This is a genomic window from Tsukamurella asaccharolytica (assembly GCF_007858435.1).
In the GTDB taxonomy this organism is placed as follows: Bacteria; Actinomycetota; Actinomycetes; order Mycobacteriales; family Mycobacteriaceae; genus Tsukamurella; species Tsukamurella asaccharolytica.
Genome location: NZ_VIGW01000013.1, coordinates 61,417 through 84,432, shown reverse-complemented (window position 1 = coordinate 84,432; position 23,016 = coordinate 61,417). Strand labels below are relative to the sequence as shown.

The following is a 23,016-nucleotide window of genomic DNA, read 5'->3' as shown; positions in this document are numbered from 1 at the left end:
TAGCGTGGGACATGAAGGCCTCCTGGCTGTGGTGTGGTTCCTCGACAGCTCCACTTCACAACCGGAGGCCTTCACCTGTCAGGTGAACTCACCGATCAGCATCAGGACAACGTCCCTGGACATCACATCTAGAGAGGTGACCATCATGGCCGACGACAACCCTCGCGAGGCGAAGAGAACCCTCACCATCCAGGAGCGATGGGCGTACGACCTCGGACGGCCCTTAACTATGATCACCACGCCTCGGAAGGGGCGGGCGGGGGCGGATGAGACGCCCGCTGGGGAGGGGCCCGCTGAGGAGGGGCCCGCTGAGGAGGGGCGCGACAACAGGTTCAGAGAATGAAACAGGCCCTGACCGGCATTTCTGCCGGTCAGGGCCTGTTACCTAGTAGCGGGGACAGGATTTGAACCTGCGACCTCTGGGTTATGAGCCCAGCGAGCTACCGAGCTGCTCCACCCCGCGTCGGGTGAACACCACGTTACTGGAATGCGCTCACGATGCGCAAATCAGTTGAACGTGACGCTCGTCTCCCGGGTCGGGCCGGACGGTGCCGCCCCGTCCCGGGAGCTGAGATCAGTTGCCGCCCCGCGCCTTCGACTCGGCCGCCTGCAGCGCGGTGATCGCGTCACCGAGCTGCTTCATGGCCTGGCCGACCGCGACCTGATCGCCGGAGCGCTGCGCGGACAGCACCGAGCCCCAGGCATCCGAGACACCCTTCACAGCGGCCTGCACCTCGGGAGTGTCTCCGCCGGGCACCGTCGCCTGCGTGGGGGGCCCGGCCGCACCGGGCTGCTGGCCGCCGGGCACCGTCTGGCCCTGGGTGGGACCGGAGACGCCGGTCGCCGCCGTCGCGAGCGCCGCGTCGACACCCCGGTAGCCCGCGTCGGAGAGCGAGGCCGCGACGGTCGTGCGGTAACCCGCGCCGCCCGTGACCGGGTTGAGGCTGAGCACCTTGATCAGCTTCGGCGCCGTGTTGCCCCCCTGCGCCTGGGCGTACATCGGCCAGACGTAGGTCAGCCCGCCGTTGGCGAGACTGATCGCCTGCAGGTTGCCGAACTTGGGGTTCAACGCCTGGATGTTGGCGTTGTCGGCGGTGTACGGGGGCGAACCCTTGATCAGGTCGACGGCCCAGACCGGGCCCGGCGTCTGCCGCCCGGGCAGCCCGCGGACGTCGCGCACCACGAGCCGGCCCGCGTCCTCACCCTCCGACGCGACCGAGACGTAGGCGGCCATGTAGGGCTGGTCCTTCGCCTGGAGGATGGAGGTCAGCTGGAACCGGGCGTCGCCGCCGCCGGGGCCGGCCGCCACCGAGTAGTAGGGCGACTGGAGGCCGTCCTTGTCGGGCGTCTCCTTCGGCGCCGCTGCGACCTGCCACAGGTCGTTCTGCTGCCGGAACGTGTTCGCGTCCGTCGTGTGGTACTTCTGCAGCAGGAAGCGCTGGACCTCGAACAGATCCTGCGGGTAGCGGAACTGCTGCGCCACCTCGGCAGGTACCGCGCTCCTCGGCTCGATCACGCCCGGGAAGACACTCTTCCAGGCGTTGAGCACCGGATCCTGGTCGTCGACCTGGTACAGGCGCACCGTTCCGTCGTAAGCGTCGACGGTCGCCTTGACCGAGTTGCGGATGTAGCCGACCTTCTCGTCCACCTGGCGTCGTTGCGCCTGCTGACCGGGCACGACCTGCTGCCGGCTCCCGGTAGCGTCGGAGAGCGAGGTCTGCTGCGCGTACGGGTACCGGGGCAGCGTGGTGTACCCGTCGACCATCCAGAGGATGCGGCCGGTACGCGAGTCGACCATCGGGTAGGTCTTGGTGTCGACCGTCAGGAAGGGCGCGAGCTGCTTGACGCGGTCACGCGGGTCCCGCTGGTAGATGATCTTCGAATCCGGGCCGATGTTGCCGTTGAGCAGGATGTTCCGCTCGGTGAACTTGATGGCGTACGCCAGCCGGGTGAACCAGTTGCCGATGCCCACGCCGCCGCTGCCCTCGTACCGCGAGCGCTCGGTGTCGCTGTCGAGCTCGCGCGGGTCGCCGGTGCTCCCCACGACCGAGTAGAAGTTCGGGTCCGAGCCGATGATCTCGCCGAAGTAGATGCGCGGCTGCGTCACGGTCGCCTTACCCGCGATGCCGTTGCGGGTGAACACGGGCTGGCCGCCCGCGTTGGCGTTGGCCACCGCGTCCCTGCCGCTTTCGCTCACGACCTGGTCGACCTGGCCCGCAGGCGCGGTGAGCAGGCCGTTGCCGTGGGTGTAGACCATGTGCCGCGAGGTCCAGTCGGTCGGCGTCGTCGCCGGGTTCAGCTCGATCGGCGCGAGCAGCACGTTCGTGGGGTTGCCGCCGACCTCGTAGCGGTCCACGGACAGGTTGTCGGTGAGCTTGTAGTAATCCTTGAGCTTGCCGAAGTTGGAGAACGCCGGCGAGACGACGTTCGGGTCCAACAGCCGGACGTTCTGCAGCGACGGCGCGTCCTTCGCGGTGATCGTCTGCAGCGCCTCCGGCGTCGCCTTGGAATCAGAGGTCTCGTACTTCGCGTCCGTCAGCCCGTACGCCTCCCTGGTCGCGGCGATGTTCCGCGCGATGTACGGCAGCTCCTTCTCCGCGTTGGGGCCGACGGAGAAGGTCTGCACCGCGGTGGGCCAGCCGACGCCGACCACGAGCGACGAGAACAGCATCAGCACCGTCGCCACCGCCGGCACCCGCAGGTCGCGCAGCACGATGCCGAAGAAGAACGCCGCGGCGCAGATGATGGCGATGCCGGTGAGGATCGCCTTCGCCGGGAGCATGGCGTGAATGTCGGTGTAGCTGGCACCGGTCAGCATCGGCGACCGGTTCGAGTACACCAGCGCGTAACGGTCGAACCAGTACGCGACGGCCTTCGTCAGCAGGAAGACCCCCGCGATCGCGGCGAGCTGGATGCGCGCGCCGCGCGAGAGCGAGCCCTCGCGGCCCGCGAGGTGAATGCCACCGAAAATGTAGTGCGCGAACAGGTTCGCCAGGAACATGACGATCAGGCCGGCGAACAGGAAGCCGAGCACGAATTCGATGAACGGCAGCGTGAAGGCGTAGAAGCCGATGTCCATGCCGAACTCGGCGTCGGTCTGACCGAAGGGCTGGCGGTTGAAGAACAGCAGCACCTGCTGCCACGACGCCTGCCCGAAGATGCCGGCGATGAGGCCGATGAGCAGCGGGGGCACGATCGCGAAGGTCTTGAGCTGGCTCGTCACCACGGCGCGGTAGCGCACGACCGGATCGTCCGTGGGCGAGGGCAGGAAGGCGGGCCGCACCCGGTACGCCAGCCACATGCCGGCGAAGGTGAAGGCCGCGAGGACCAAGCCCATCACGACGAACAGGCCGAAGCGCGAGAGCAGCACGGTCTGCAGCACGCCGGCGTGGCCCAGCGAGCCGTACCAGAGGAAGGCGGTGATCACGTCCACCACCCGCGGCCCGATGAGGAGCAGCGCCAGAATCACCACGGCCAGCGCGATGAGGATCTTTGCCCGGCGGGAGAGCGTGGGGATGCCCGCGGCACGAGGTGTCGTCACGACGGCCAGTGTACGGATTGCCCGACGTGGGACCGGCGTGTGCTCACCGAGAGTGGTACCGCACGCGGCGCGGATGCGATCATGGGCGCGTGACCTACGACGAGCCGGAGCAGGTATTCGACGAGGCGGCCCTCGGCCGCGCGGCCCGCGAGGCCATCGAGTTCGTGGAACCGCAGGGCTGGGGCCAGCCGCCCCAGCTGTTCGGACTGGTCCCGACCTCCCTGCTCGCCACCAGCCAGCCCGAGTGGGCCGACATCCTCGACGACGGCGCCTCGCTGACCGTGATCGAGCAGGAGCCGCTCCCCGGCGACCCGCAGGGCGGGAGCTCCGAGCTGAACAACGTCCTCGCCACCACCACCTGGCCCGACGAGGTGGTCGGGTGCGCCCTGGTGCAGGAGATCATCGTGCTGCCGCCGAACGCCGAGGCCGACCTCGACGGGGCGCTCGAGCCGCACCTGGCCGACGTCGACGCCGCCGACCGGGCCGGCCGCGCCGCAGCCGAGAGCCACCCCGGGCGGCGCACCGCGCGGATGGTCGCCGCCGTACTGCGCGACGGCCACCGGATCACGCTGCTCATGCTGCAGCCCGCCGACGACGAACCCTTCGCGGATGCCGAGCTGCTGCGTGCCGACCAGCTCGCGCCCGGCCTGATCCAGGGCCTGCTCGCCACCTTCGACGAGGTCTGAGTCCCGGGGGCGGACGTCAGCAGGAGGGCGCGGGCCTCCCCTCGCGGACGTCGGCGAGGGCCTCCACGGCACCGTCGAGCGATTCGACCCTGACCAGTTGCAGCCCCGCGGGCGGCGAGGACTTCGCCGCATCGCAGTTGGCGGCGGGCACCAGGAAGACGGTGGCACCGTCGCGCTTGGCGCCCTGCAGCTTGTGCTCGATGCCGCCGATGGGACCGACCCTGCCGTCGGAGGCGATCTCGCCCGTCCCGGCGACGTTCTTCCCGCCCGTGAGGTCGCCCGGCTCGACCAGGTCCACGATGCCGAGGGAGAGCATCAGGCCCGCCGACGGGCCGCCCACCTTCTGCACGCCGAAGCCGATCCGGACCTTCGGGTCCGCGGGCACCTGCCCGACGACGATCCCGAGTCGCGGCTTGCCCTCCGTCTCGCCGAGCGTGACGGGTACCTGCGCGACACCGTCGGGCCGGCGGACGGCGACGGTGACCACGTCGCCCTTCTTCTTGCCCTCGAGCCCCTTGGCGACCTGGTCGGGGGTGGCGACGGGCGCGCCGTCGACGGACTCGAGGACGTCGCCCTCGCGCAGCTTGCCCTGCGCGGGCCCGCCCTCGCTCAGACCGACGACGCCGGCGGCGGTCGGGATCTTCAGGTATCGCAGCGCGGCGATCGTGGCGGACGACTCGGAGCCGGTGAACTGTTCCCGGTTGCCCGCCTCGATCTGCTCCCGGGTGGCCCCGGGCGGGTAGTAGATGTCGCGCGGCGCGATCTGCTCGCCGCCGATCCACTTGCCGAGCGCGCCGAAGAGGTTGAGGCCGTCGGTCACGGCGATGGTGGTGAAGCGCAGCTGGCCGGCGGGCTGGTGCACGGGCAGGCCGTCGATGGTGATGACCTTGCGGTCGGTGACCTTGCCGTCGGCGTCGCGCTCGCCGTAGGTGGCGAGCGTGTCGGCGGTGTCGCCCGGGCCGACGGCGACGTACGGGACCGTCACGAACATCCCCAGCAACACGAGTACCAGGAGCGGCACCAGAGCGGCGAGAGCTGTCGTGATCCTGCGTTCCGTCACGGGCCACAGCGTAGCCGCCGTGTGTTCGCGCAGAGCGTGACGCACGGTGCCGCCACGAGCGGAGCCGGGCAAGTACCGTGGAGTCATGAATGACCTGCCCTTCGGATTCTCCTCCGGCGACGACGGTGGTGACGACGGCAAAGGCCGACGGGACCAGCCCTTCGGCGCCGGTCAGCCCTTCGACATGTCGCAGCTGGGCGACATGCTGAGCCAGCTCGGCCAGATGATCTCCGGCATGGGCTCGGGCATGACCGGGCCGGGCGCCGGCACCGGCGAGCCCGTCAACTACACGATCGCGGCGCAGCTCGCGCGCCAGACGCTCGGCAAGCACGAGTCCGTCTCCGAGAGCCAGCGCACGGCGGTCGAGGAGTCGACGCACCTCGCACAGCTCTGGCTCGACGGCGCCACGGTGCTCCCGGCCGGCCCGCAGCGGACGGCCGCGTGGACCCCCGTCGACTGGCAGGAGAAGACCCTGCCCACCTGGAAGCGGCTCGTGAACCCGGTCGCGGAGAAGATCTCCGGATCGTGGATGCAGAGCATGCCCGAGGAGGCGCGCGAGATGGCCGCGCCGATGATGGGGATGTTCAGCCAGATCGGCTCGATGTCCTTCGGTACGCAGCTCGGCCAGGCGCTCGGCTCGCTGTCGAAGGAGGTGCTCACCAGCACCGACATCGGCCTGCCGCTGGGACCGGACGACACGGCGGCGCTGCTGCCCGAGGCGATCGAGGCGTTCAGCAAGGACCTCGATGTCAAGAACCAGGAGATCCTCGTCTTCCTGGCCGCGCGCGAGGCCGCACACCAGCGGCTGTTCTCGCACGTGCCGTGGCTGCGGGCCCGCGTACTCGACACGGTCGAGCAGTACGCCCGCGGCATCACCATCGACATGTCGGGCATCGAGGAGCTCTCCCGCAACCTGGACCCGACCTCGCTGCAGGATCCCTCGAAGCTCGAGGAGCTGATGGCCGCGCAGGGGGCCGCGCTGCAGCCCAAGGCCACGCCGGAGCAGACCGCCGCGCTCGAGCGCCTGGAGACGCTGCTGGCCCTCATCGAGGGCTGGGTCGAGACCGTCGTGCACGCGGCGATCGCCGATCGACTCCCCAGCGCCGCCGCGCTGCGCGAGACGATGCGCCGCCGCCGCGCCTCGGGCGGCCCCGCGGAGCAGACCTTCGCCACGCTCGTCGGCCTGGAGCTGCGCCCCCGCAAGGTGCGCGAGGCCGCCGACCTGTGGGACCGGATCCTGAACGCGACCTCGATGGAGGCGCGCGACGCGGTGTGGGCGCACCCGGACCTGATCCCCGACGCGTCCGATCTGGACGCGCCCGCGGCCTTCATCGACCGCATGCTGGGAGACGCGTCCGGCGCGGCCGCCTCGGACCTCGACGACCCGATCGGCGCGATCGAGCGGCTGGGGCGCGAGTCCGGCGACGAGTAAATCTCTCTGGGCGTGCATCACGCCTGGTCAGGCCCGGTCATCCCCTGTGGATAACCGGGCCTTTCCGCGCTGTGGCGGCGCGCGGGCGTGCTCGACTGGAGCCATGCGGCACCGTCTGAACCCCTTCCTCACCGTGGTCGTGCGCCCGCCCACGCTCGTGCAACTCGGCGCGTCGGCGACCGGGGCGCCCGTCCTGCGGCCGCCCCCGTGGCTCGCGCCCGATGCGGCCGCGGGGCTGCTGCGCTGGCTGCAGTCCTTCCGCACCCCGCGCGAACTGGAGCGCCGCGCCGCCGACCTCGGTATGACGGCGGCCGACGTCGCCGAACTGCTCGACGCGCTCCGCGGCCACGGCCTCCTCGAATCCGAGCCGCCCCGCTCGCCCCTGCAGGTGCACCTGCACGGCCGTGGCCCGGTCGCGGACTCCGTGCTCGGCGAGCTCGCCGCGCTCGACGCGGTCCGGGTGACCGCGGGGACCGCGCGCAGCTGGTCGCCCGTCGGTCGCGGCATCGACCTCGTCGTCCTCGCCGACGCCCTCTCCCCCGACCCCGTGCTGGTGGCGCGGCTGATGCGGGAGCGGGTGCCGCACCTGCCGGTGGTCCTGCGCGACGGCACCGGGATCGTCGGGCCGCTGGTGCTGCCCGGCGCGGGACCGTGCCTGCGCTGCCTGGACCGCGTCCGGGCCGAGGCGGACCCCGGGTGGCCCACGCTAGCCTGCCAGTTGTTCGGCCGGGCGGGCCGCGCGTCGGCGCAGATCCTGCGCATGACCGCGGCGGTCGCGACCCAACAGGTCGCGGCCGTCGCCGCGGGACGGTGGGACGCGGCGGCCCCTCCGGACGTCCTCGGCTGTACTTTGGAGGTCGAGGGCAGCGCGATCGCCGTCCGACGATGGTTCATGCACCCCGGGTGCGGATGCGGGGTCACCGCCTCCGCCACCGAGGATGCCGGTTGACTACAGGGGGCCAGGTGTCCGAGATCACCCGTGGCAGCGCGAAGCGCACGGCCAAGCTCGCGGGGCTGCCGCTGGGCATGGCGAGCCGCACCGCGGTGGGCTGGGGCAAGCGGCTCACCGGTGCCGACAAGGACGAGGTGAACGCGGAGCTGCAGGCCAAGGCGGCCGAGCAGCTCTTCGAGGTGCTGGGCCAGCTCAAGGGCGGCGCGATGAAACTCGGCCAGGCCATGAGCGTGATGGAGGCGGCCGTCCCGCCGGAGTTCGCGGCCCCGTACCGCGACGCGCTCGCGAAGCTGCAGAACGAGGCGCCGCCGATGCCTGCGGCCACCGTGCACAAGGTCCTCGACCAGCAACTGGGCACCGGCTGGCGCGAGCGGTTCAGCTCCTTCGACGACGAGGCCGCCGCGTCGGCGTCCATCGGACAGGTGCACCGCGGCGTGTGGTCCGACGGCCGCGAGGTCGCGGTCAAGGTCCAGTACCCCGGCGCCGACGAGGCGCTGCGCGCCGACCTCAAGGCCCTGGGCCGGCTCAGCTCGGTGCTCAAGCCGCTCACGCCGGGCGCCGACGTCAAGTCCCTGGTGCAGGAGCTCACCGACCGCACGGAAGCCGAGCTCGACTACCGCTACGAAGCCACCAACCAGCGCAAGTTCGCCAAGGCCTTCGACGGCGACCCGAACGTCCACGTGCCGAAGGTGTTCGCGAGCTCGCCGACCGTGATCATCAGCGAGTGGGTCACCGGCCGGCCGCTGCGCGACGTCATCGCGAACGGCACGCAGGAGGAGCGGAACCACGCCGCGTCGCGTCTCACCGAGTTCGAGGTCAGCGCCCCCGCTCGGACCGGCCTGCTGCACGGCGACCCGCACCCCGGCAACTTCATGATCGCGCCCGACGGGCGTCTGGTGGCCCTCGACTTCGGCGCCGTCGCCGAATACCCGGGCGGCATCCCGCCGGCGGTGGGCAAGATCCTGCGGCTCGCGCGCGACGAGGACTACGAGGCGCTCTTCCCGCTGCTGCGCAGCCAGGGCTTCATCCCGTCACGGCTGGCGATCACGCCCGAGGACATCCGCAGCTACCTCGCGCCGTACGTCGACCCGTTGCGGTCGGAGAGCTTCCACTTCACCAGGAAGTGGCTGATGAAGGCCGCGTACACCGCGACCGACGTACGCGGCGAGCAGTTCCAGACCGGCCGCAAGCTCGCGCTGCCGCCCGAGTACGTGATGCTCTTCCGCGTGCTCCTGGGCATGGTCGGCATCTGTTCGCAGATGGAGGCGGAGGCGCCCTACCGCGCGATCGTCGAGCACTGGATCCCGCTGCTCGACGGCGACGACTGACCCCGGAAACGAGTGAGCCCCGATCCGCACGGATCGGGGCTCACTGCGCTCAGGCCGCATTCTTCCGCGGCCGGCCGCGCGGGCGCTTGCGCGCGATCACGACCCCCTGCTCGAAGATCTGACCTCCCCACACGCCCCAGGGCTCGCCGCGCTCGAGGGCGGCGGCCAGGCAGGCGCGCTGGAGGGGGCAGGTCTCGCAGAGGGACTTGGCCCGCTCGAGGTCCGACGGGGCCTCGGCGAACCACAGGTCGGGATCGCCTGCGCGACACGGCACGCGGCTGTCGATACTGACGGATTCGATGCTCCGGACGACGGGTCGTTCGTCCATGATGGTCGGCACTTCTGGTCACCATTCCACCTGTGATTCAGGTGGCCTCGGTAGCGGCGCCCGGTCAGGCGCACGGGATTCTCTTCCGGGTGGGTGCGCGAACCGTGTGGCGGTCCTCGATCCCCGACGGTGCGGGGGGTGTCGAGTGACCGCGAATCCACGGGTTCCGCGCGGCTGCGGGTCCCGTGGTGAATGTGAAGAGGTGGGTCTTGAGACCTAACCTCGTCGCGAAAGACACACGGGGCGCGTGAGCGGTTCGTGATCGACGGCGTACATCGCCTGCTCCTGACGCAGTCGCCACAGAGGCGGCGTCGTGCCGGGCAGGGCGTGGGAGGCCTCGAGACGAACCGCTACGGCGGCGAACACTCCACCCTCTGCTGCGGTGAACTGCTTGCTTGCGGTGAAAATTGCGTTGTTCATGTCGATTGCCTCCTTTCGCGCGCTGGTCAATCACGGTCCGGCGGCGAGGCAGTACCTCGCGCGTCATCCCGTGCGGTCGTGTTCCACAGTATGCGCACGAAAGTATCCGCACAAGTTATTTTTGACCTGCGGTTTCGCGGAGTTCAGGCGTGCTCGGAAACGAGCGCGAGCACGTCGTCACCGTACTTCTCCACCTTGGTCGAGCCGATGCCGTTGATTCGCACGAGCTGCGCGCGGGTGCGCGGCTCGTGCTCGGCGATCGCGAACAGCGTGGCGTTGGAGAAGATCGTGTACGGCGGGACCTGCTGGTCGCGGGCCTGCCCGGTACGCCAGATCTTCAGGGCCTCGACGAGCGCGTCGTTGAGGTCCGACGGGCAGTCCTCGCAGCGCGAGCGCAGCTTCTCCTCGCGGGTGTCGAGGATGCCGCCGCAGACGCGGCAGACGTCCGACGAGCGGCGCTTGCCCTTCGCGGGGCCGGAGTCGACGCGCGGGCGGCCCCCGTCCGCCTGCTCGGCGACGACGTCGAGGAACCGGGTGCGCTTGCGCGTCTTCCGGCCGCCCTCGTTGCGGGCGAGCGCCCACGACAGGTGCAGGTGCTCCCGGGCACGCGTGACGCCGACGTACAGCAGCCGGCGCTCCTCCTCGATCGGCTCGGGATCGCCCTTGGCGATGGCCTGCGAGATCGGCACCGAGCCCTCGGTGAGGCCGACCAGGAAGACCGCGTCCCACTCCAGGCCCTTCGCCGCGTGCAGCGACGAGAGCGTGACGCCTTGCATCGTGGGCGGGTGCTTGGCCTCGGCGCGGGCGCGCAGCTCGCCGATCAGCTCCGCCAGCGTGAGGCCGGGCCGCTCCTTGGCGAGATCGGCCGTCAGCTCGACCAGCGCGCCGAGCGCCTGCCAGCGCTCGAGGGCCCGCGCACCGTCGGGCGGCTCCGGGGTGAGGCCCAGCGGCTCCAGCGCCCCCTTGACCAGGGAGAGCAGCTCCGCGTCCGCGACACCGCCGAACTGGCCCGCGCGCTCCATGAGTGCCCGCACGGCCTGGCCGATCTCGGGCCGCTCGAAGAAGGCGCTGCCCCCGCGCACCTGGTACGGGACGCCCGCCTCGGTGAGGGCGGCTTCGTGCACCGCCGACTGGGCGTTGATCCGGTACAGGATGGCGATCTCGCTGGCGGGGACGCCCGTGGCCAGCAGTTCGCGGATGCGCCCCGCGACGAGCTTCGCCTCCGCCGGCTCGTCGTCGACCTCGGCGTAGACCGGGCCGGGCCCGTCGGGTCGCTGGCCGACGAGTTCGAGGCGGGTACCGGCGACGCGGCCCTGCGCGGCGCCGATCACCTTGTTGGCCAGCGCCACGACCTGCGGGGTCGAGCGGTAGTCGCGCTGCAGCCGGACGATCGTGGCGTCCTCGAACCGTCGGGTGAAGCCGAGCAGGTAGTCCGGGGTGGCGCCGGTGAAGGAGTAGATGGTCTGATTCGCGTCGCCCACCACGGTGAGGTCATCGCGGTCGCCGAGCCACGCGTTGAGCAGCCGCTGCTGCAGGGGCGTGACGTCCTGGTACTCGTCGACGACGAAGCTGCGGTACCGGTCGCGGAACTCCTCGGCGACCACGTGGTTGTCCTCGAGGATCGCGGCCGTGACGAGGATCAGGTCGTCGAAGTCGAGCAGGCGGTTGCCGTCCTGGTCGGTCTTGCGCCGCTCGTAGGCCGCGTAGACGTCGGCGACGGTGCCCGGCGCCAGGGGTGCCGTGCGGCCCGCGTCCTCGACGGCCTTCGCGTAGGTCTCGGGGGTGACGAGGGAGGCCTTCGCCCAGTCGATCTCGCTGAGCAGGTCGCGGATGGTGTCGGTCTCGGGCCGCAGGTCGCAGTCGCGGGCGGCGCGGCCGATCACGGGGAACTTGTTGTCGAGCAGCTCCCAGCGGGTGTCGCCGATGGCCCGGGGCCAGAAGTAGCGCAACTGCCGCATCGCGGCCGCGTGGAAGGTGACGGCCTGCACGCCCGGCTGCCCGTCGCCCCCGCCGATGCCGAGGCTGCGCAGCCGGGCACGCATCTCCCCCGCGGCCCGCGAGGTGAACGTGACGGCGAGGACCTGACCTGCGGCGACGTGCCCCGTGGACACCTGGTGCGCGATGCGGTGAGTGATGGTGCGGGTCTTGCCCGTGCCCGCGCCCGCCAGCACGCACACCGGTCCGCGCGGCGCGAGAACGGCCTCCTGCTGTTCCGGGTCCAGTGCTTCGATCACACCGTCGAGTATTCCAGCCGGGTCCGACAGATCGGGGCCGGGGAAGAAGTGCGGGCGCGGCGTGGTTGAGTCGGAGCATGAGCCAGCTGACGATGTACACCACCACGTGGTGCGGTTACTGCAACCGCCTCAAGACGGGCCTCAAGGCCAACGGGATCGAGTGGACCGAGATCAACATCGAGGAGGATCCCGCGGCCGCCGAGTTCGTGGAGGGGGTCAACGGCGGCAACCAGACGGTGCCCACCGTCAAGTACGAGGACGGTTCCACCGCGACGAACCCGTCGCTCGCCGACGTCAAGCGCAAGCTGGGCGTCTGAGTCTTCCGACCGCCGAAAGTCCGGTCATCCGTCTCGGCGATCCCTGAGACGGATGACCGGACTTTCTCGTTCCGCGCTCACACCGCCGCGAGCACGGCCCGCCGGTCGCCGACCCGCGCCACGTACGCCCGCGTGAACAGCGCCGGCAGCGCGAAGCCGAGCGCCTGGGCGGCGATCCGGACCGGCTCCGGCTCGCCCAGCGCCACGCATGCCGCGCCGAGCAGTGCTGTCGTCGCGAAGGATCCCATCCAGACCCCGGTGATCACCGTGTTGACATGCAGGAACATCGGGTGCCGGGCAGTCTCCTCGTCGACCGAACGGCGCGCGACGGCCAGCGTGAACGGGCGGCCCGTCGCGAGCCCGATCCCGGCGATCACCGCGAGCCACGCCGAGGAGAGCGCGCCGTCGTAGGCCTCGAGCGGCGAGTGCGGCGCGACGAACGCGAGCACCGCGAGTGCGGCGAAGTAGACCGCCCCGCCGAGTTCGAGCGCGCCCGCCTCCCGTCCGGCGCGCCGGTCCTGCACGAGGAGCCCGGCGGTGACCGCCAGCGCGGCCAGGGCGCCCCACTGCCAACCGACGGTCGACGATGCGATTGCGAGAACGATCCAGGGAAGGAATCCGCGTACGTAAGTCATGGCAAGGAAACTATGCCGAGCACGCCCGGACGTCGTCGGCCCGCGGGTGGAGATCCGGGTGGAGAGCTACATCGCCGCCCACGCCTCGGTGATCGCGCGGGCGATGGAGATGGAATTGGGCAGCAGGAGCGGCGCATCGGGCGCATCGGTGCTCCAGTCCCCCGCCTCCAGCGCGTCCCGAACCTGCGTCCGGCTGAACCAGTGCGCCTCGGCGATCTCGCCGTCCCGGAAGTCGACGACCGCGTCCCGCGAGGCGCGGGCGGTGAAGCCCAGCATCAGCGAGCGCGGGAAGGGCCAGGGCTGGCTGGCGACGTACGTGATCTCGTCGACCTCGATCCCCGCCTCCTCGTGCAGTTCCCGCGCGACGCACTGCTCCAGCGATTCGCCCGGCTCCACGAAGCCCGCGAACAGGGAGAACAGTCGCTCCGGCCACTGATGCTGGCGCCCCAGGAGGACGTGATCGCCACCGTCGTGCACCAGGGTGATCATGGCGCTGTCGGTGCGAGGGAATTCCTCGCGGCCGGCTGCCGTGGCCCGCACCCAGCCCGCTTTCGAGGGGACGGTCGGCGCACCGTCGACGGGCGAGAACCCGGCGGTGGCGTGCCAGTTGAGCATCCCGAGCGCCTCCGCGAGCAGCGCGGAATCGACGGGCGAGAGCAGGTGGCCGCGCATGCGCAGGTCGGCACCGTCGAACTTATCGACGCGCAGCGCGAAGACGACCGCCCCGTCGACCCGGCCGAGCAGCACCGCGTCGGCGGGGCGCGACGGCGCGACCTCGTGCCCGCGGGCGAAGACGAGGGCGGTGCCGTCGAGGTCGAAGCGGCCGCGCGGGTCGATGCGCAGCACCCTCGCGGTCGCCCACGCCGCGTCGAGCGCGGTCTCGTCCGCGCGCAGTTCGTCGGCGCGGTCCACGTGATAGCGGGAGAGGAGCGGGGGCACGGTCAGACTGAGCTTCGCCACGCTCGTCATCGTAGGCTGACCGCATGATCGAACCGTTCGTCGACGCCGCCTGGGTGCGGGCCAATCCCGGAGTGATCCTGGCCGATACCCGCTGCTACCTGGACGGGCGCTCCACCCGCGAGGCCTACGACGCCGGCCACCTCCCGGGCGCGGTGTACATCGACCTCGACGGTTTCCTCGCCGCGCCCCCGTCGCCCGCCGCGGGCCGGCACCCGCTGCCCTCGCCGGAGGCCTTCGCCGCCGGGCTCTCCGCCGCCGGGATCGGCGACGGCGCGACGGTGGTCGCCTACGACGACGCGGGCGGCGTCATGGCTGCACGCCTGGTCTGGCTGCTGCGGGCGCTCGGCGAATCGGCCGCGCTCCTCGACGGTCCGCTCGGCCCCCTCGAGGACACCGGCACCGTCGAGCCCGCGCCCGCGACGTTCACGCCGCGGGCGTGGCCGGCGGACCGTCTGGCCACGATCGACGAGGCTGCCAGCGGCGCGGTCCCCGTGATCGACGCGCGCCCCGCGGACCGCTTCCGCGGCGAGAACGAGACCGTCGACCCGCGCGCGGGTCACATCCCCGGCGCGGTCAGCGTGCCGTGTCGGGAGAACGTGTCCGACGGTGCGCTGCTCCCCCGCGCGACCCTCCGTGCGCGGTTCGAGGAGGCCGGCCTGCGGCGGGGCGAGGACTTCATCGCCTACTGCGGCTCCGGCGTCACCGCGTGCCACGACCTGCTCACCTCCGAGCACGCGGGGTTCCCGGGCGGCCGGCTCTACCCGGGCTCGTGGTCGCAGTACGCGGCCACCGACCGGCCCGCCGCGACCGGCGACTGACGCGCGGGTGCGGTGACCGCTAGCCGGACGCCTTCGCGTCGGCGTTGCGGACGAACAGCAGCCGGTCGCCGGCCTCGACGACCGCGACCGCGGGCGAGTCGACGCGGTACAGGTTGCCCTTGCGGACCACGCCCAACACGATGTTCGGCAGGTGCCGCGGCGAGCGGCCCACCTCGACGCGGGTCACCTCGCGCTCGGCGATGTTGAAGCCGTCGCCGGGCGAGAGCAGGTCCTCGATCATCTCCACCACCGACGGGGTGGTGGTCGCCATGCCCAGCAGGCGGCCCGCCGTCTCCGAGGAGACGACCACCGAATCGGCGCCGGACTGGCGCAGCAAGTGCGTGTTCTCCGACTCGCGGATCGACACCACGATCTTGGCGCGCGGCGCGAGCTCGCGGGCGGTCAGCGTGACCATCACCGCGGCGTCGTCGCGGTTGGCGCCGATGATGATCGACGCGGCGCGCGGCGCGCCCGCGAGCCGGAGCACGTCGGCCTTCGTGGCGTCGCCGCGGACCGTCACGAGGCCGTCGATCTCGGCGAGTTCGAGGGCGGACGGGTCGGTGTCGACGACGACGATCTTGCTCGGCTCGATGCCGTCGTTGATCATCGCGCTCACCGCGGTCCGGCCCTTCGTGCCGTAGCCCACGACGATCGTGTGGTTGTGCACAGCAGACCTCCAGCGTTGGATCTTGAACGCCTGGCGGGACCGCTCCGTGAGGACCTGGAGCGTGGTGCCGACCAAGACGATGAGGAAGAGGATGCGCAGCGGAGTGATCAGCAGGACGTTGATCAGGCGCGCGGATTGGGTCACCGGGGTGATGTCGCCGTAACCCGTGGTCGAGAGGGAGACGGTGGCGTAGTAGAGGCAGTCGAGGAAGGTCAGCGACGTCTTGCCCCCGAGCCCCGCTTCGATCGCGGAGTCCCGATAGCCGTCGCGCTCGAGGTAGACGATGAACACGGCCAGGAACAGCGCACCCAACGCGAGCAGGACCCGGACGCCGATGGCACGCCACGGATTGGTGGAGTCGCCCGCCGGGATACGGAGGATACTGACCAGCGCGTGGTCAGGGAGGTCCGTCAGTTCGGACTTGCTCCGTCTGCGGAACGTTCTGCGTGCGGACATACCTACCTGGAAGATTCCTCGCGAGGACTACTGGTCATTACCCGTCCGGTCTAGCACGTCCGGCGGAGCCGACGTGCAATCTGCCACAATCTACAGATGGTGTCCACAGACCCGACCGCCCGTCGTACCGACAAGCTCGCCCGCGGCATGGCTTTCGCGCTCGCCGGGATGGGCGCACTGCACTTCGTCGCGCCGAAGCCCTTCGACTCGATCGTCCCGCCGAACCTCCCGCTGGGCCTCACGCCCCGGCGCGCGACGCACCTCTCGGGGGTGGCTGAGCTGGCCACCGCCGCGCTGCTCGCCGCACCGCAGACCCGCCGGCTCGGCGGCGTCGCCGCGGCCGCGCTGTTCACCGCCGTCTTCCCGGCGAACATCCACATGGCGCGGCAGTGGTCCGACAAGCCACTGCCGCTGAGGCTGGGCGCCTACGCGCGCCTGCCCCTCCAGGTGCCGATGATCGCCTCCGCCGTGAAGATCGCGCGCGACACGGGCGCGACCGACTAGTCCTCGCCGGCGCTCGTGATCAGGCTCGCGAGTCCCGGATGGTCGAGCAGGTCCGACGGTGCCACCGTCTCCCCCGAGCGCACGTAGAAGAAGGCCGCCCGCACGTCGTCGATCGGCACGTCGCGCAGGCGGGCCCACGCTAGCCGGTACGCCGCGAGCTGCACCGCCGCGGCGCGCTCGTCCGCGGGCTCGGTGGGGCGCACCCCCGTCTTCCAGTCGACGACGGTGAAGCCGCCGCCCGGGTCGCGGAAGACCGCGTCCATCCGCCCGCGCACGACGGTGCCGGCGGCGGCGATCTCGAACGGCACCTCGATGTCGACGGGGGTGCGCGCCGCCCATTCGCTCTCCTCGAACCGCCGCTGCAGCAGCGCGAGGTTCTCGTCGGCGCCGGCGTCACCGTCGGCCGCGCCGGGCAGCTCGTCGAGGTCGAGCAGCCGCGACGCCCCGTACCGGCGCTCGAGCCAGGCATGGAAGGCGGTGCCGCGCCGCGCGTACGGGTTCGGCTTGAACGGCACCGGCCGCCGCAGCCGACTCGCGAACGTGGCGGGGCTGCGACGCAACTCCACCAGCTCGCTCACCGAGACCTCGCGGGGGACGGCCACGTCGAGCTCCGCCTCCGCCTGGCGGGCGCGCTCGGCGAGCAGCGCAGTCACCTCGGCGGCCCAGCCGAACGGGTCGGGCTCGTCCCGATCGGGTTCCGCGACGCGGTCGAGCTCCGCGAGCACCAGCTCCGCGCCGGCGTCCACGTCGGCGCGGTGCGCACCGAGGAAATCGCGGGGCCAGGGCAGCCGGATCGGCTCGGTCTCGAGCGGGTTCGGCGCGTCGTCCAGGGGTTCGCCCGCCCACTCGGTCACCGCGTCCGGGGCGTGGTCGCGCGCCGCGACGAGGAACCGCGACGGTGCCTTCGGGGTCTTGACGTCCTCGCTCCAGTAGTGGCCGGACAGCAGGAGCACCGACTGAGTGCGGGTGACGGCGACGTAGAACAGGCGCTCGTCCTCGTGCATGTTCATGCCCTTGAGCGCCTTGCGGTGCGCCTCGAGCGCCTCTTCCAGGTCCTTGCGGTTGTTGCAGCCGTCGAGGTCGAGGCCGGGCACGCCGTCGGTCTCCCCCGGCTCGGCCAGGTCCCCGCGCAGGTTCGGCTGCAGCTCGGCGGGCGTCGAGAGCCAGGTGGGCAGCGCCCGGTTCGAGGGGAAGATGCCCTCCGACAGGTGCGGCACCGCCACCACGTCCCACTCGAGGCCCTTCGCGGAGTGCACGGTGAGCACCTGCACCCGGTCGGTGGCGACTTCCACGTCGCCCGGGGTGAGGCCGCCCTCCACCTTCTCGGCGGCCGCGAGGAAGGCGAGCAGGCCCGGCAGGGTGGCGGTGGGCCGCTCGGCGTAGGACACGACGACGTCGGCGAAGGCGTCGAGGTGCTCTCGGCCGGTCGCGCGGCCGCCGAGCTGCCGGGACGCGCGGATGCGGGTCTCGATGCTCACGTCCAGCACGCGCTCGGCCTCGGCCACGACCTCGGGCAGCGGGTGCCCGAGGCGCTCCCGGACGTGCCGCACCTCGCGATCGAGGGAGCGGATCTTCGCCAGGCCCGCGGCCGAGTAGTCGGCGTCCGGCCCGGGGTCGGCGATCGCATCGCCGAGCCCGGCCGCGTCGAGGCTCTCCGAGGGCAGCGTCGCGTCCAGGGCGGCGTCGAGCTGCTCCGGCGTGGCGACGGCGCCCGCGGCCGCCCGGCCGGTGGTATGCGCGATCCGGCGTGCGCGATTCCACAGGGCCCGCAGGTCAGCGGCGCCGAGTTGCCACCGCGGCCCGGTCAGGAGCCGCATCGCGGCGGTCCCGGCGAGCGGTTCGACGGCCAGCCGCAGCAGCGCCACGACGTCCTGCACCTCGGGCGTGCTCAGCAGGCCGCCGAGCCCCACCACCTCGACGGGCACGCCGCGCTCGGAGAGGGCGGCGGCGATGCCGGCGGAGTCGGCGTTGCGGCGCACGAGCACCGCGACGGTCGGCGGCTCCTGCCCCGCCTCGATCCGGCCGCGCCACTGTTCCGCGATAGCATCGGCGGCCCAGTCCCGCTCGTCGATCACCGTCGAGTGCAAAGCGATCCGCAGGTCGCCTTCCGGCGCGTCCGGCCGCGCCTTCAGCTCGGAGACGGGCACGCCGCGGCTGCGCAGGTCCTCGGAGACCGCGTTCGCGAGGCTCAGCGCGCTCGTCGGGTTGCGCCAGCTGGTGAGCAGTTCCCGTCGCGGTGCCGGGCTCCCGTCCGTCCGGGGGAAGTCCGTGGCGAAGCGCGGCAGGTTCGCCGCCGAGGCGCCGCGCCAGCCGTAGATCGACTGGATCGGGTCGCCCACCGCGGTCACGGCGGCGGCACCCGACGGTCCGCCGAACAGCGACGCGAGCAGCATCCGCTGCGCGTGCCCGGTGTCCTGGTACTCGTCGAGCAGGACGGCGCCGAACCGCGCCCGCTCGAGGGCCGCGACGTCGGGGTTGGCGAGCGCGAGCTGCGCGGCGAGCCCCATCTGGCTGCCGAAGTCGAGCACCTCCCGCGCCCGCATCTCGGCCGCGACGGCCCGCACCAGCGGGATCAACCGGCGCCGCTGCTCCTGCACCTCCGCGGCCTTGAGCAGCGCCGCGGTGGGGGCGGCCCGCTGCCGCGGCCCGGGCGGGAGCAGGCCGATGAGCCGCTCCAGCTCGTCGTCGTCGGCCTCCAGCTGGTCGGGCATGACGAGGTGGTCGGCGAGCGCCCCCGACAGTCCGAGCACCCATTCGGTGAGGTTCGCCGGGTTCCGGTCCAGCTCCAGGGCCTCGTCCCACCCGGTGACCACGTCGTACGCGATCTGCCACCGCTCGGTCTCCGAGACCAGACGCACCGACGGCTCGACCGGCAGCAACATGCCGTAGTCGCCGAGCAGCCGCCCCGCGTAGGCGTGGTACGTGCTGATCTCCGGCTCGACGGTGCGCAGCGACGCCCGCAGCTCGCCCGACGGGTCGATCCGGTCGACGACGGGCGCCCCGGCGAGCCGGGCGAGCCGTTTACGCACGCGGATCATCAGCTGTTGCGCGGCCTTGCGCGTGAAGGTGAGGCCGAGCACCTGGTCGGGCGTCACGTAGCGGTTGGCGATGAGCCAGACGACGCGACCGGCCATCGTCTCCGTCTTGCCCGCGCCCGCGCCCGCGACCACGAGGCACGGCCCGAGCGGAGCCTCGATGACGGCGCGCTGCTCGTCCGTCGGCGCGAAGGCCTGGCCCAGTTCCCGGGCCAGGTCGACGGCCGAGATCAGCGGCGCGTGCGGAAACCGGTCGGTCATCCCCTCAGTCATCGGTGACGCTCCTCCCCTTGTCCACGACCGGGCAGCACGACGCCACCGCGCAGTACTGACAGGACGCGTTGAGCGTGGCGGCGAACTGCGGCCCGCGGGTGCGTCGCGCGGCCTCCCGGATCACGCCGAGCCACTCGTCCACGTCGGCGGGGGTGAGGGCGTCCTGGTCGCGGACCGTCGCGCCCGTCTTGGTGTTCGCCTTCGCGACGTACACCAGCTTGCCGCCACCGGGCGTCTCCGGGACGCCCCCGATCCCTCCGTGCGCGAGCGCCACCTGGTAGGTCCGCAGCTGCGCCTGGGCCTGCCCGTCCGCCTGGGTCGGGACGGTGCGTCCCGTTTTCACATCCACCACGACGGCCCGGCCGAGCGGGTCCCGTTCGAGCCGGTCGATCCGGCCGCGGATCCGCACGTCAGGATCGTCTCCCGAACCCTCGATCACCGCGTCGACGCCGATCTCCACGCCCGCCTCGGTGAGCTCGCCGCGGCTGCCCGCGAGCCAGGACCGGAAGGACTCCAGCATCTCCTCGGTGCGCGCCAGCTCCCGCTGCGCGAACCAGTCCGCCTCGAGGTCGACGCGGTCCCAGACCTTCTCCAGCGACCGCGTCACCTCGTCCTTCGGGATCCGGCCCGCGACGGCCTGCACCAGGGTGTGCACGAGGTTGCCGGTGGCCTGCTTGGCCGAGTCGCCGTCGCTGCCGCCGAAGCGTTCCAGCATCCAGCGCAGCGCGCAGGCCGACAACGACTCGACGTTCGACGGGGACAGCGCCACCGGCCCGTCCTCCGGCGACCACAGCGGGTCGTCGGTGCTCGCCCCGGCCACGCCGTACCAGCTGTCGGGGTGCGCCCCCGGGACGCGATCGGCGGCGAGGCGGGCGAGCTGGCGCGCCGCGTGGCCGCGTTCCTCCGGCTCGCGCTCGGGATCGCAGGCGGCGGTGCGCAGGACGGCGACCAGGGTCCGCAGGTCCAGGGAGGCCGACGGTGCGCTCTCCACCGCCGGCGTGTAGGTCTCCGGATCCTCGTCGCCCGACGGGGCGATGCCCTGCAGGAACCGGGAGGGCACCAGGTCGCCGTCGCCGTCCGCGGTGTCGACCGCCGTGATGAGCAGCGTGCGCCGGGCCCGCGAGCAGGCGACGAGCAGCAGTCGCCGCTCCTCCGCGAGGAGCGGCAGCGACCGCGAGACGGTGGGCAGCGCCGCGGGATCCATCCCGTCGAGCGCGTCCAGCAGCTCATCGGTCCCGAGCAGGCCGCCGCGGCGCCGCAGGTTGGGCCAGCGCCCCTCCTGCACGCCGGCGACGGCCACGACGTCCCACTCCCGCCCGACGGTGCTGTGCGCCGACAGCAGCGTCACCCCCGGGACGGTGGCCTGCCCGCTGCGGCCGCGCGCACGGTCGGACCGCGGGATCTGCAGCTGCTCCAGGTATTCGACGAAGGCGCTCACGGAGGCGGTGGGCAGGGTGTCGGTGAAGTCGGCGGCGGAATCGAAGAGGCCCATCACCGCGTCGAGGTCGCGATCGGCCTGCTCGCCCAGCGTGCCACCGCGGAGCGCGAGCGCGCCCCAGCGGGTCGCGAGGCCGGTGGCGGCCCATGCCGCCCACAGCACCTCCTCGACGGTGCCGTGCTCGGCCGCGGTGGCGGCCGCGCGCACGGCGGCGAGTACCCGCTCCACGGGCTCGGCCTCCAGCCCGGTGAGTACCGCTTTGTAGGGCGCGAACTCGGCCGCGCCGGTGAGCACGGCAGTGAGGATCTCGGCGGAGCCGCGGTCGTCCGCCGGGTCGGCGCGGCGCACCGCCCGCCGCACCCGACGCAGCGTGAGCGGATCACCCCCGCCGACGGGGCCGGACAGCAGGGTGACGGCCTCCGCCGGGTCGAGCCCTCCCGGCGCGACGGCCGCGCGGAGCACGAGGAGCAGCGCGTGCACGGCGCGCTGCCGGGCCAGGGGCACGTCGTCGGCGGGGACCGTGACCGGCACCCCCGCGTAGGCCAGCGCGCGACGCAGCGGCGCGATCGACGCGGAGACCGACCGGACGACGACGGCCATGTCCTCCCACGGGACGCCGCCCAGGACGTGTTCGCGGCGCAGCATCGCGGCGATCGCGTCGGCCTCCTTCGCCGGAGTGGAGAACAACCGGACCGCCGCGGTCCCGGGCCGCGGCCGCTCGGGCGCAACCGCCCCGAACCGGTGCGGCAGGCGCGCAGAGATGCGGTTCACGGCTCCCGCCACCTCCTCCCCGAAGCGGAAGCTGCGCTCGAGGAGCACGTCCCGGTCGGGCGTGACGTCGAGGTTCTGCAGGAACCGGGTGCTGGCGCCGCGGAAGGAGTTGACCGCCTGATCGGGATCGCCCGCGATCACGGTGAGTTCGGTGCCCGTGCCCAGCAGCCGGATCAACGCCGAGGCCAGCGGGTCCAGGTTCTGCGCATCGTCGACCAACAGGAACCGGATCCGCTCGCGCTGCTGGGCGAGCAGCGCGTCGTCGGAGGCCAGGGCCGTGACGGCGGCGTCGATGAGCTCCGCGGCGTCGACCGCCGGAGCGACGGCCCGCTCCCCAGCGAGGCCGACGGAGCCGCGCAGCAGCGTGGTCTCCTGGTACTCGCGCAGCGCGGTCGCCGCGGCGAGCCACTCCCCGCGGTTGTACCGGCGCGCCAGGTCCTCGATCTCGTCCGGGCCCGCGCCCCGCTGCGCCGCCTGCGCGAAGAGGTCGCGCAACGCCCCCGCGAAGCCGTGCGTGACCAGCGCGGCGCGCAGCCGCTCCGGCCAGTGCGCGCCGCCGTCCTCGAGGTTGCCGCGCAGCAGCTCCCGCACCACCGCGTCCTGCTCCGAGCCGGTGATGAGCCGCGGCGGCGGGCTGCCCGTGGTGGAGGCCTGCAGCCGCAGCACCGCGAAGGCCAGCGAGTGCACGGTGCGCACGAGCGGCTCGCCCGAAGCGTGCACCCCCTCGCTCCCCGCGAGGACCCGCGCGGACAGCTCGCGCCGCAGCGCGGCAGCGGCCCGCTTGTTGCCGGTCAGGACCAGCACGGACTCGGGCTCGACGAACGGATCGGTCAGCTTCGCCACCGCGATGTCGACGAGCGCCGAGGTCTTGCCGGTGCCCGGCCCGCCGCGGATCCGGTACGGCGCCCAGCCGCCCACGTCGAGCGGCAGCTCCCCCGTGGCCGGCGAGGCGAGCGCGGCGATCGGGCCGACCCATTCGCGGGCGACGGGCGGCTCGGGCGGCGTGTACTGCAGGCGGAGGGAAGGCCGACGGTGCTTCCCCGCACCGTCGGCCCCTCGATTTCCGGTTCCGGCGTTCACCCGCGCCCCCTCTCCGACCACGTCCGACGATCACATCACAGCCCACTGACAGTCTCGCGGCGGCACGGCACAGGGCATGAT

At 72.3% G+C, this 23,016-nt stretch carries 17 protein-coding genes and 1 tRNA gene; 8 read left to right on the top strand and 10 right to left on the bottom strand.

Features of this window, described 5'->3' with window-relative positions:
• A partial coding sequence (locus FK529_RS20395; protein WP_205124402.1) for a hypothetical protein occupies positions 1 to 343 on the top strand: 343 nt, incomplete at its 5' end.
• Between the two features lie 46 nt (positions 344 to 389).
• Here FK529_RS20395 and FK529_RS17405 read toward each other — a convergent pair.
• Both FK529_RS17405 and FK529_RS17400 read right to left on the bottom strand, forming a co-directional pair.
• Positions 390 to 463: transfer RNA gene (locus FK529_RS17405), tRNA-Met, on the bottom strand.
• A gap of 111 nt (positions 464 to 574) precedes the next feature.
• A complete protein-coding gene (locus FK529_RS17400) occupies positions 575 to 3,541 on the bottom strand; it encodes a UPF0182 family membrane protein (RefSeq protein WP_146563570.1) in 2,967 nt (988 codons plus the stop codon).
• 89 nt (positions 3,542 to 3,630) lie between these two features.
• Between FK529_RS17400 and FK529_RS17395 the strand changes: the two genes are divergently transcribed.
• Positions 3,631 to 4,227 carry a PPA1309 family protein gene (locus FK529_RS17395; protein WP_146563568.1) on the top strand — a complete coding sequence of 199 codons (597 nt, stop codon included), beginning with the start codon at positions 3,631 to 3,633 and terminating at the stop codon, positions 4,225 to 4,227.
• A gap of 16 nt (positions 4,228 to 4,243) precedes the next feature.
• Here the strand turns inward: FK529_RS17395 and FK529_RS17390 are convergent, their stop codons facing one another.
• Positions 4,244 to 5,287 carry a YlbL family protein gene (locus tag FK529_RS17390; protein ID WP_146563566.1) on the bottom strand — a complete coding sequence of 348 codons (1,044 nt, stop codon included), beginning with the start codon at positions 5,285 to 5,287 and terminating at the stop codon, positions 4,244 to 4,246.
• An 85-nt stretch (positions 5,288 to 5,372) separates the two neighbouring features.
• Here FK529_RS17390 and FK529_RS17385 point away from each other — a divergent pair, with 85 nt between their 5' ends.
• The 3 genes from FK529_RS17385 (at position 5,373) to FK529_RS17375 (ending at position 8,999) form a co-directional block, all read left to right on the top strand.
• A complete protein-coding gene (locus FK529_RS17385) occupies positions 5,373 to 6,719 on the top strand; it encodes a zinc-dependent metalloprotease (RefSeq protein WP_146563564.1) in 1,347 nt (448 codons plus the stop codon).
• A 103-nt stretch (positions 6,720 to 6,822) separates the two neighbouring features.
• The gene (locus FK529_RS17380) at positions 6,823 to 7,668 is read left to right on the top strand and encodes a hypothetical protein (protein ID WP_146563562.1); all 846 of its coding nucleotides are present in this window, start codon (positions 6,823 to 6,825) and stop codon (positions 7,666 to 7,668) included.
• A 14-nt stretch (positions 7,669 to 7,682) separates the two neighbouring features.
• A complete protein-coding gene (locus FK529_RS17375) occupies positions 7,683 to 8,999 on the top strand; it encodes an ABC1 kinase family protein (protein WP_146563560.1) in 1,317 nt (438 codons plus the stop codon).
• A gap of 49 nt (positions 9,000 to 9,048) precedes the next feature.
• Here the strand turns inward: FK529_RS17375 and FK529_RS17370 are convergent, their stop codons facing one another.
• Together FK529_RS17370 and FK529_RS17365 are read right to left on the bottom strand one after the other, a co-directional pair.
• On the bottom strand, positions 9,049 to 9,327 hold the full coding sequence (locus FK529_RS17370; RefSeq protein ID WP_146563558.1) for a WhiB family transcriptional regulator: 279 nt from the start codon (positions 9,325 to 9,327) through the stop codon (positions 9,049 to 9,051).
• 563 nt (positions 9,328 to 9,890) lie between these two features.
• Positions 9,891 to 11,981: an ATP-dependent DNA helicase UvrD2 gene (locus tag FK529_RS17365; protein WP_146563556.1), complete on the bottom strand. Its 2,091-nt coding sequence runs from the start codon at positions 11,979 to 11,981 to the stop codon at positions 9,891 to 9,893.
• Between the two features lie 77 nt (positions 11,982 to 12,058).
• Here FK529_RS17365 and FK529_RS17360 point away from each other — a divergent pair, with 77 nt between their 5' ends.
• Positions 12,059 to 12,298: a mycoredoxin gene (locus FK529_RS17360; protein ID WP_146563554.1), complete on the top strand. Its 240-nt coding sequence runs from the start codon at positions 12,059 to 12,061 to the stop codon at positions 12,296 to 12,298.
• Between the two features lie 77 nt (positions 12,299 to 12,375).
• Here the strand turns inward: FK529_RS17360 and FK529_RS17355 are convergent, their stop codons facing one another.
• The gene (locus FK529_RS17355; RefSeq protein WP_146563552.1) at positions 12,376 to 12,933 is read right to left on the bottom strand and encodes a hypothetical protein; all 558 of its coding nucleotides are present in this window, start codon (positions 12,931 to 12,933) and stop codon (positions 12,376 to 12,378) included.
• Positions 12,934 to 12,999: 66 nt separating this feature from the next.
• Complete coding sequence (nudC, locus tag FK529_RS17350; RefSeq protein WP_146563550.1) at positions 13,000 to 13,902, bottom strand: NAD(+) diphosphatase; 903 nt, start codon at positions 13,900 to 13,902, stop codon at positions 13,000 to 13,002.
• Between the two features lie 14 nt (positions 13,903 to 13,916).
• On the opposite strand from nudC, the gene FK529_RS17345 reads away from it, so the two are divergent.
• Positions 13,917 to 14,711 carry a sulfurtransferase gene (locus FK529_RS17345; protein ID WP_146563548.1) on the top strand — a complete coding sequence of 265 codons (795 nt, stop codon included), beginning with the start codon at positions 13,917 to 13,919 and terminating at the stop codon, positions 14,709 to 14,711.
• A 19-nt stretch (positions 14,712 to 14,730) separates the two neighbouring features.
• Here FK529_RS17345 and FK529_RS17340 read toward each other — a convergent pair whose 3' ends face one another.
• Positions 14,731 to 15,834, bottom strand: a complete 1,104-nt coding sequence (locus FK529_RS17340) for a potassium channel family protein (protein ID WP_146563546.1) — start codon at positions 15,832 to 15,834, stop codon at positions 14,731 to 14,733.
• Positions 15,835 to 15,930: 96 nt separating this feature from the next.
• On the opposite strand from FK529_RS17340, the gene FK529_RS17335 reads away from it, so the two are divergent.
• Entirely contained in the window at positions 15,931 to 16,338 is a 408-nt protein-coding gene (locus tag FK529_RS17335) for a DoxX family protein (protein ID WP_146563544.1), read from the top strand.
• Here the strand turns inward: FK529_RS17335 and FK529_RS17330 are convergent.
• Both FK529_RS17330 and FK529_RS17325 read right to left on the bottom strand, forming a co-directional pair.
• On the bottom strand, positions 16,335 to 19,646 hold the full coding sequence (locus tag FK529_RS17330) for an ATP-dependent DNA helicase (RefSeq protein ID WP_146563542.1): 3,312 nt from the start codon (positions 19,644 to 19,646) through the stop codon (positions 16,335 to 16,337). The two genes, FK529_RS17335 and FK529_RS17330, sit on opposite strands and share 4 nt — an antisense overlap.
• Positions 19,639 to 22,935 (bottom strand): ATP-dependent helicase, encoded by a 3,297-nt coding sequence (locus tag FK529_RS17325; protein WP_146563540.1) that lies wholly within the window; start codon positions 22,933 to 22,935, stop codon positions 19,639 to 19,641. The genes FK529_RS17330 and FK529_RS17325 overlap by 8 nt, the downstream gene beginning before the upstream one ends.
• Positions 22,936 to 23,016 lie beyond the last annotated feature (81 nt).

Excerpts from the sequence above, each read along its gene's own strand:
- FK529_RS17385 (WP_146563564.1), top strand. The coding sequence starts at position 5,373 with ATGAATGACCTGCCCTTCGGATTCTCCTCCGGCGACGACGGTGGTGAC.
- FK529_RS17380 (WP_146563562.1), top strand. The coding sequence starts at position 6,823 with ATGCGGCACCGTCTGAACCCCTTCCTCACCGTGGTCGTGCGCCCGCCC.
- FK529_RS17370 (WP_146563558.1), bottom strand. The coding sequence starts at position 9,327 with ATGGACGAACGACCCGTCGTCCGGAGCATCGAATCCGTCAGTATCGAC.
- FK529_RS17360 (WP_146563554.1), top strand. The coding sequence starts at position 12,059 with ATGAGCCAGCTGACGATGTACACCACCACGTGGTGCGGTTACTGCAAC.
- FK529_RS17355 (WP_146563552.1), bottom strand. The coding sequence starts at position 12,933 with ATGACTTACGTACGCGGATTCCTTCCCTGGATCGTTCTCGCAATCGCA.
- nudC (WP_146563550.1), bottom strand. The coding sequence starts at position 13,902 with ATGACGAGCGTGGCGAAGCTCAGTCTGACCGTGCCCCCGCTCCTCTCC.
- FK529_RS17345 (WP_146563548.1), top strand. The coding sequence starts at position 13,917 with ATGATCGAACCGTTCGTCGACGCCGCCTGGGTGCGGGCCAATCCCGGA.
- FK529_RS17340 (WP_146563546.1), bottom strand. The coding sequence starts at position 15,834 with ATGTCCGCACGCAGAACGTTCCGCAGACGGAGCAAGTCCGAACTGACG.
- FK529_RS17335 (WP_146563544.1), top strand. The coding sequence starts at position 15,931 with ATGGTGTCCACAGACCCGACCGCCCGTCGTACCGACAAGCTCGCCCGC.
- FK529_RS17330 (WP_146563542.1), bottom strand. The coding sequence starts at position 19,646 with ATGACTGAGGGGATGACCGACCGGTTTCCGCACGCGCCGCTGATCTCG.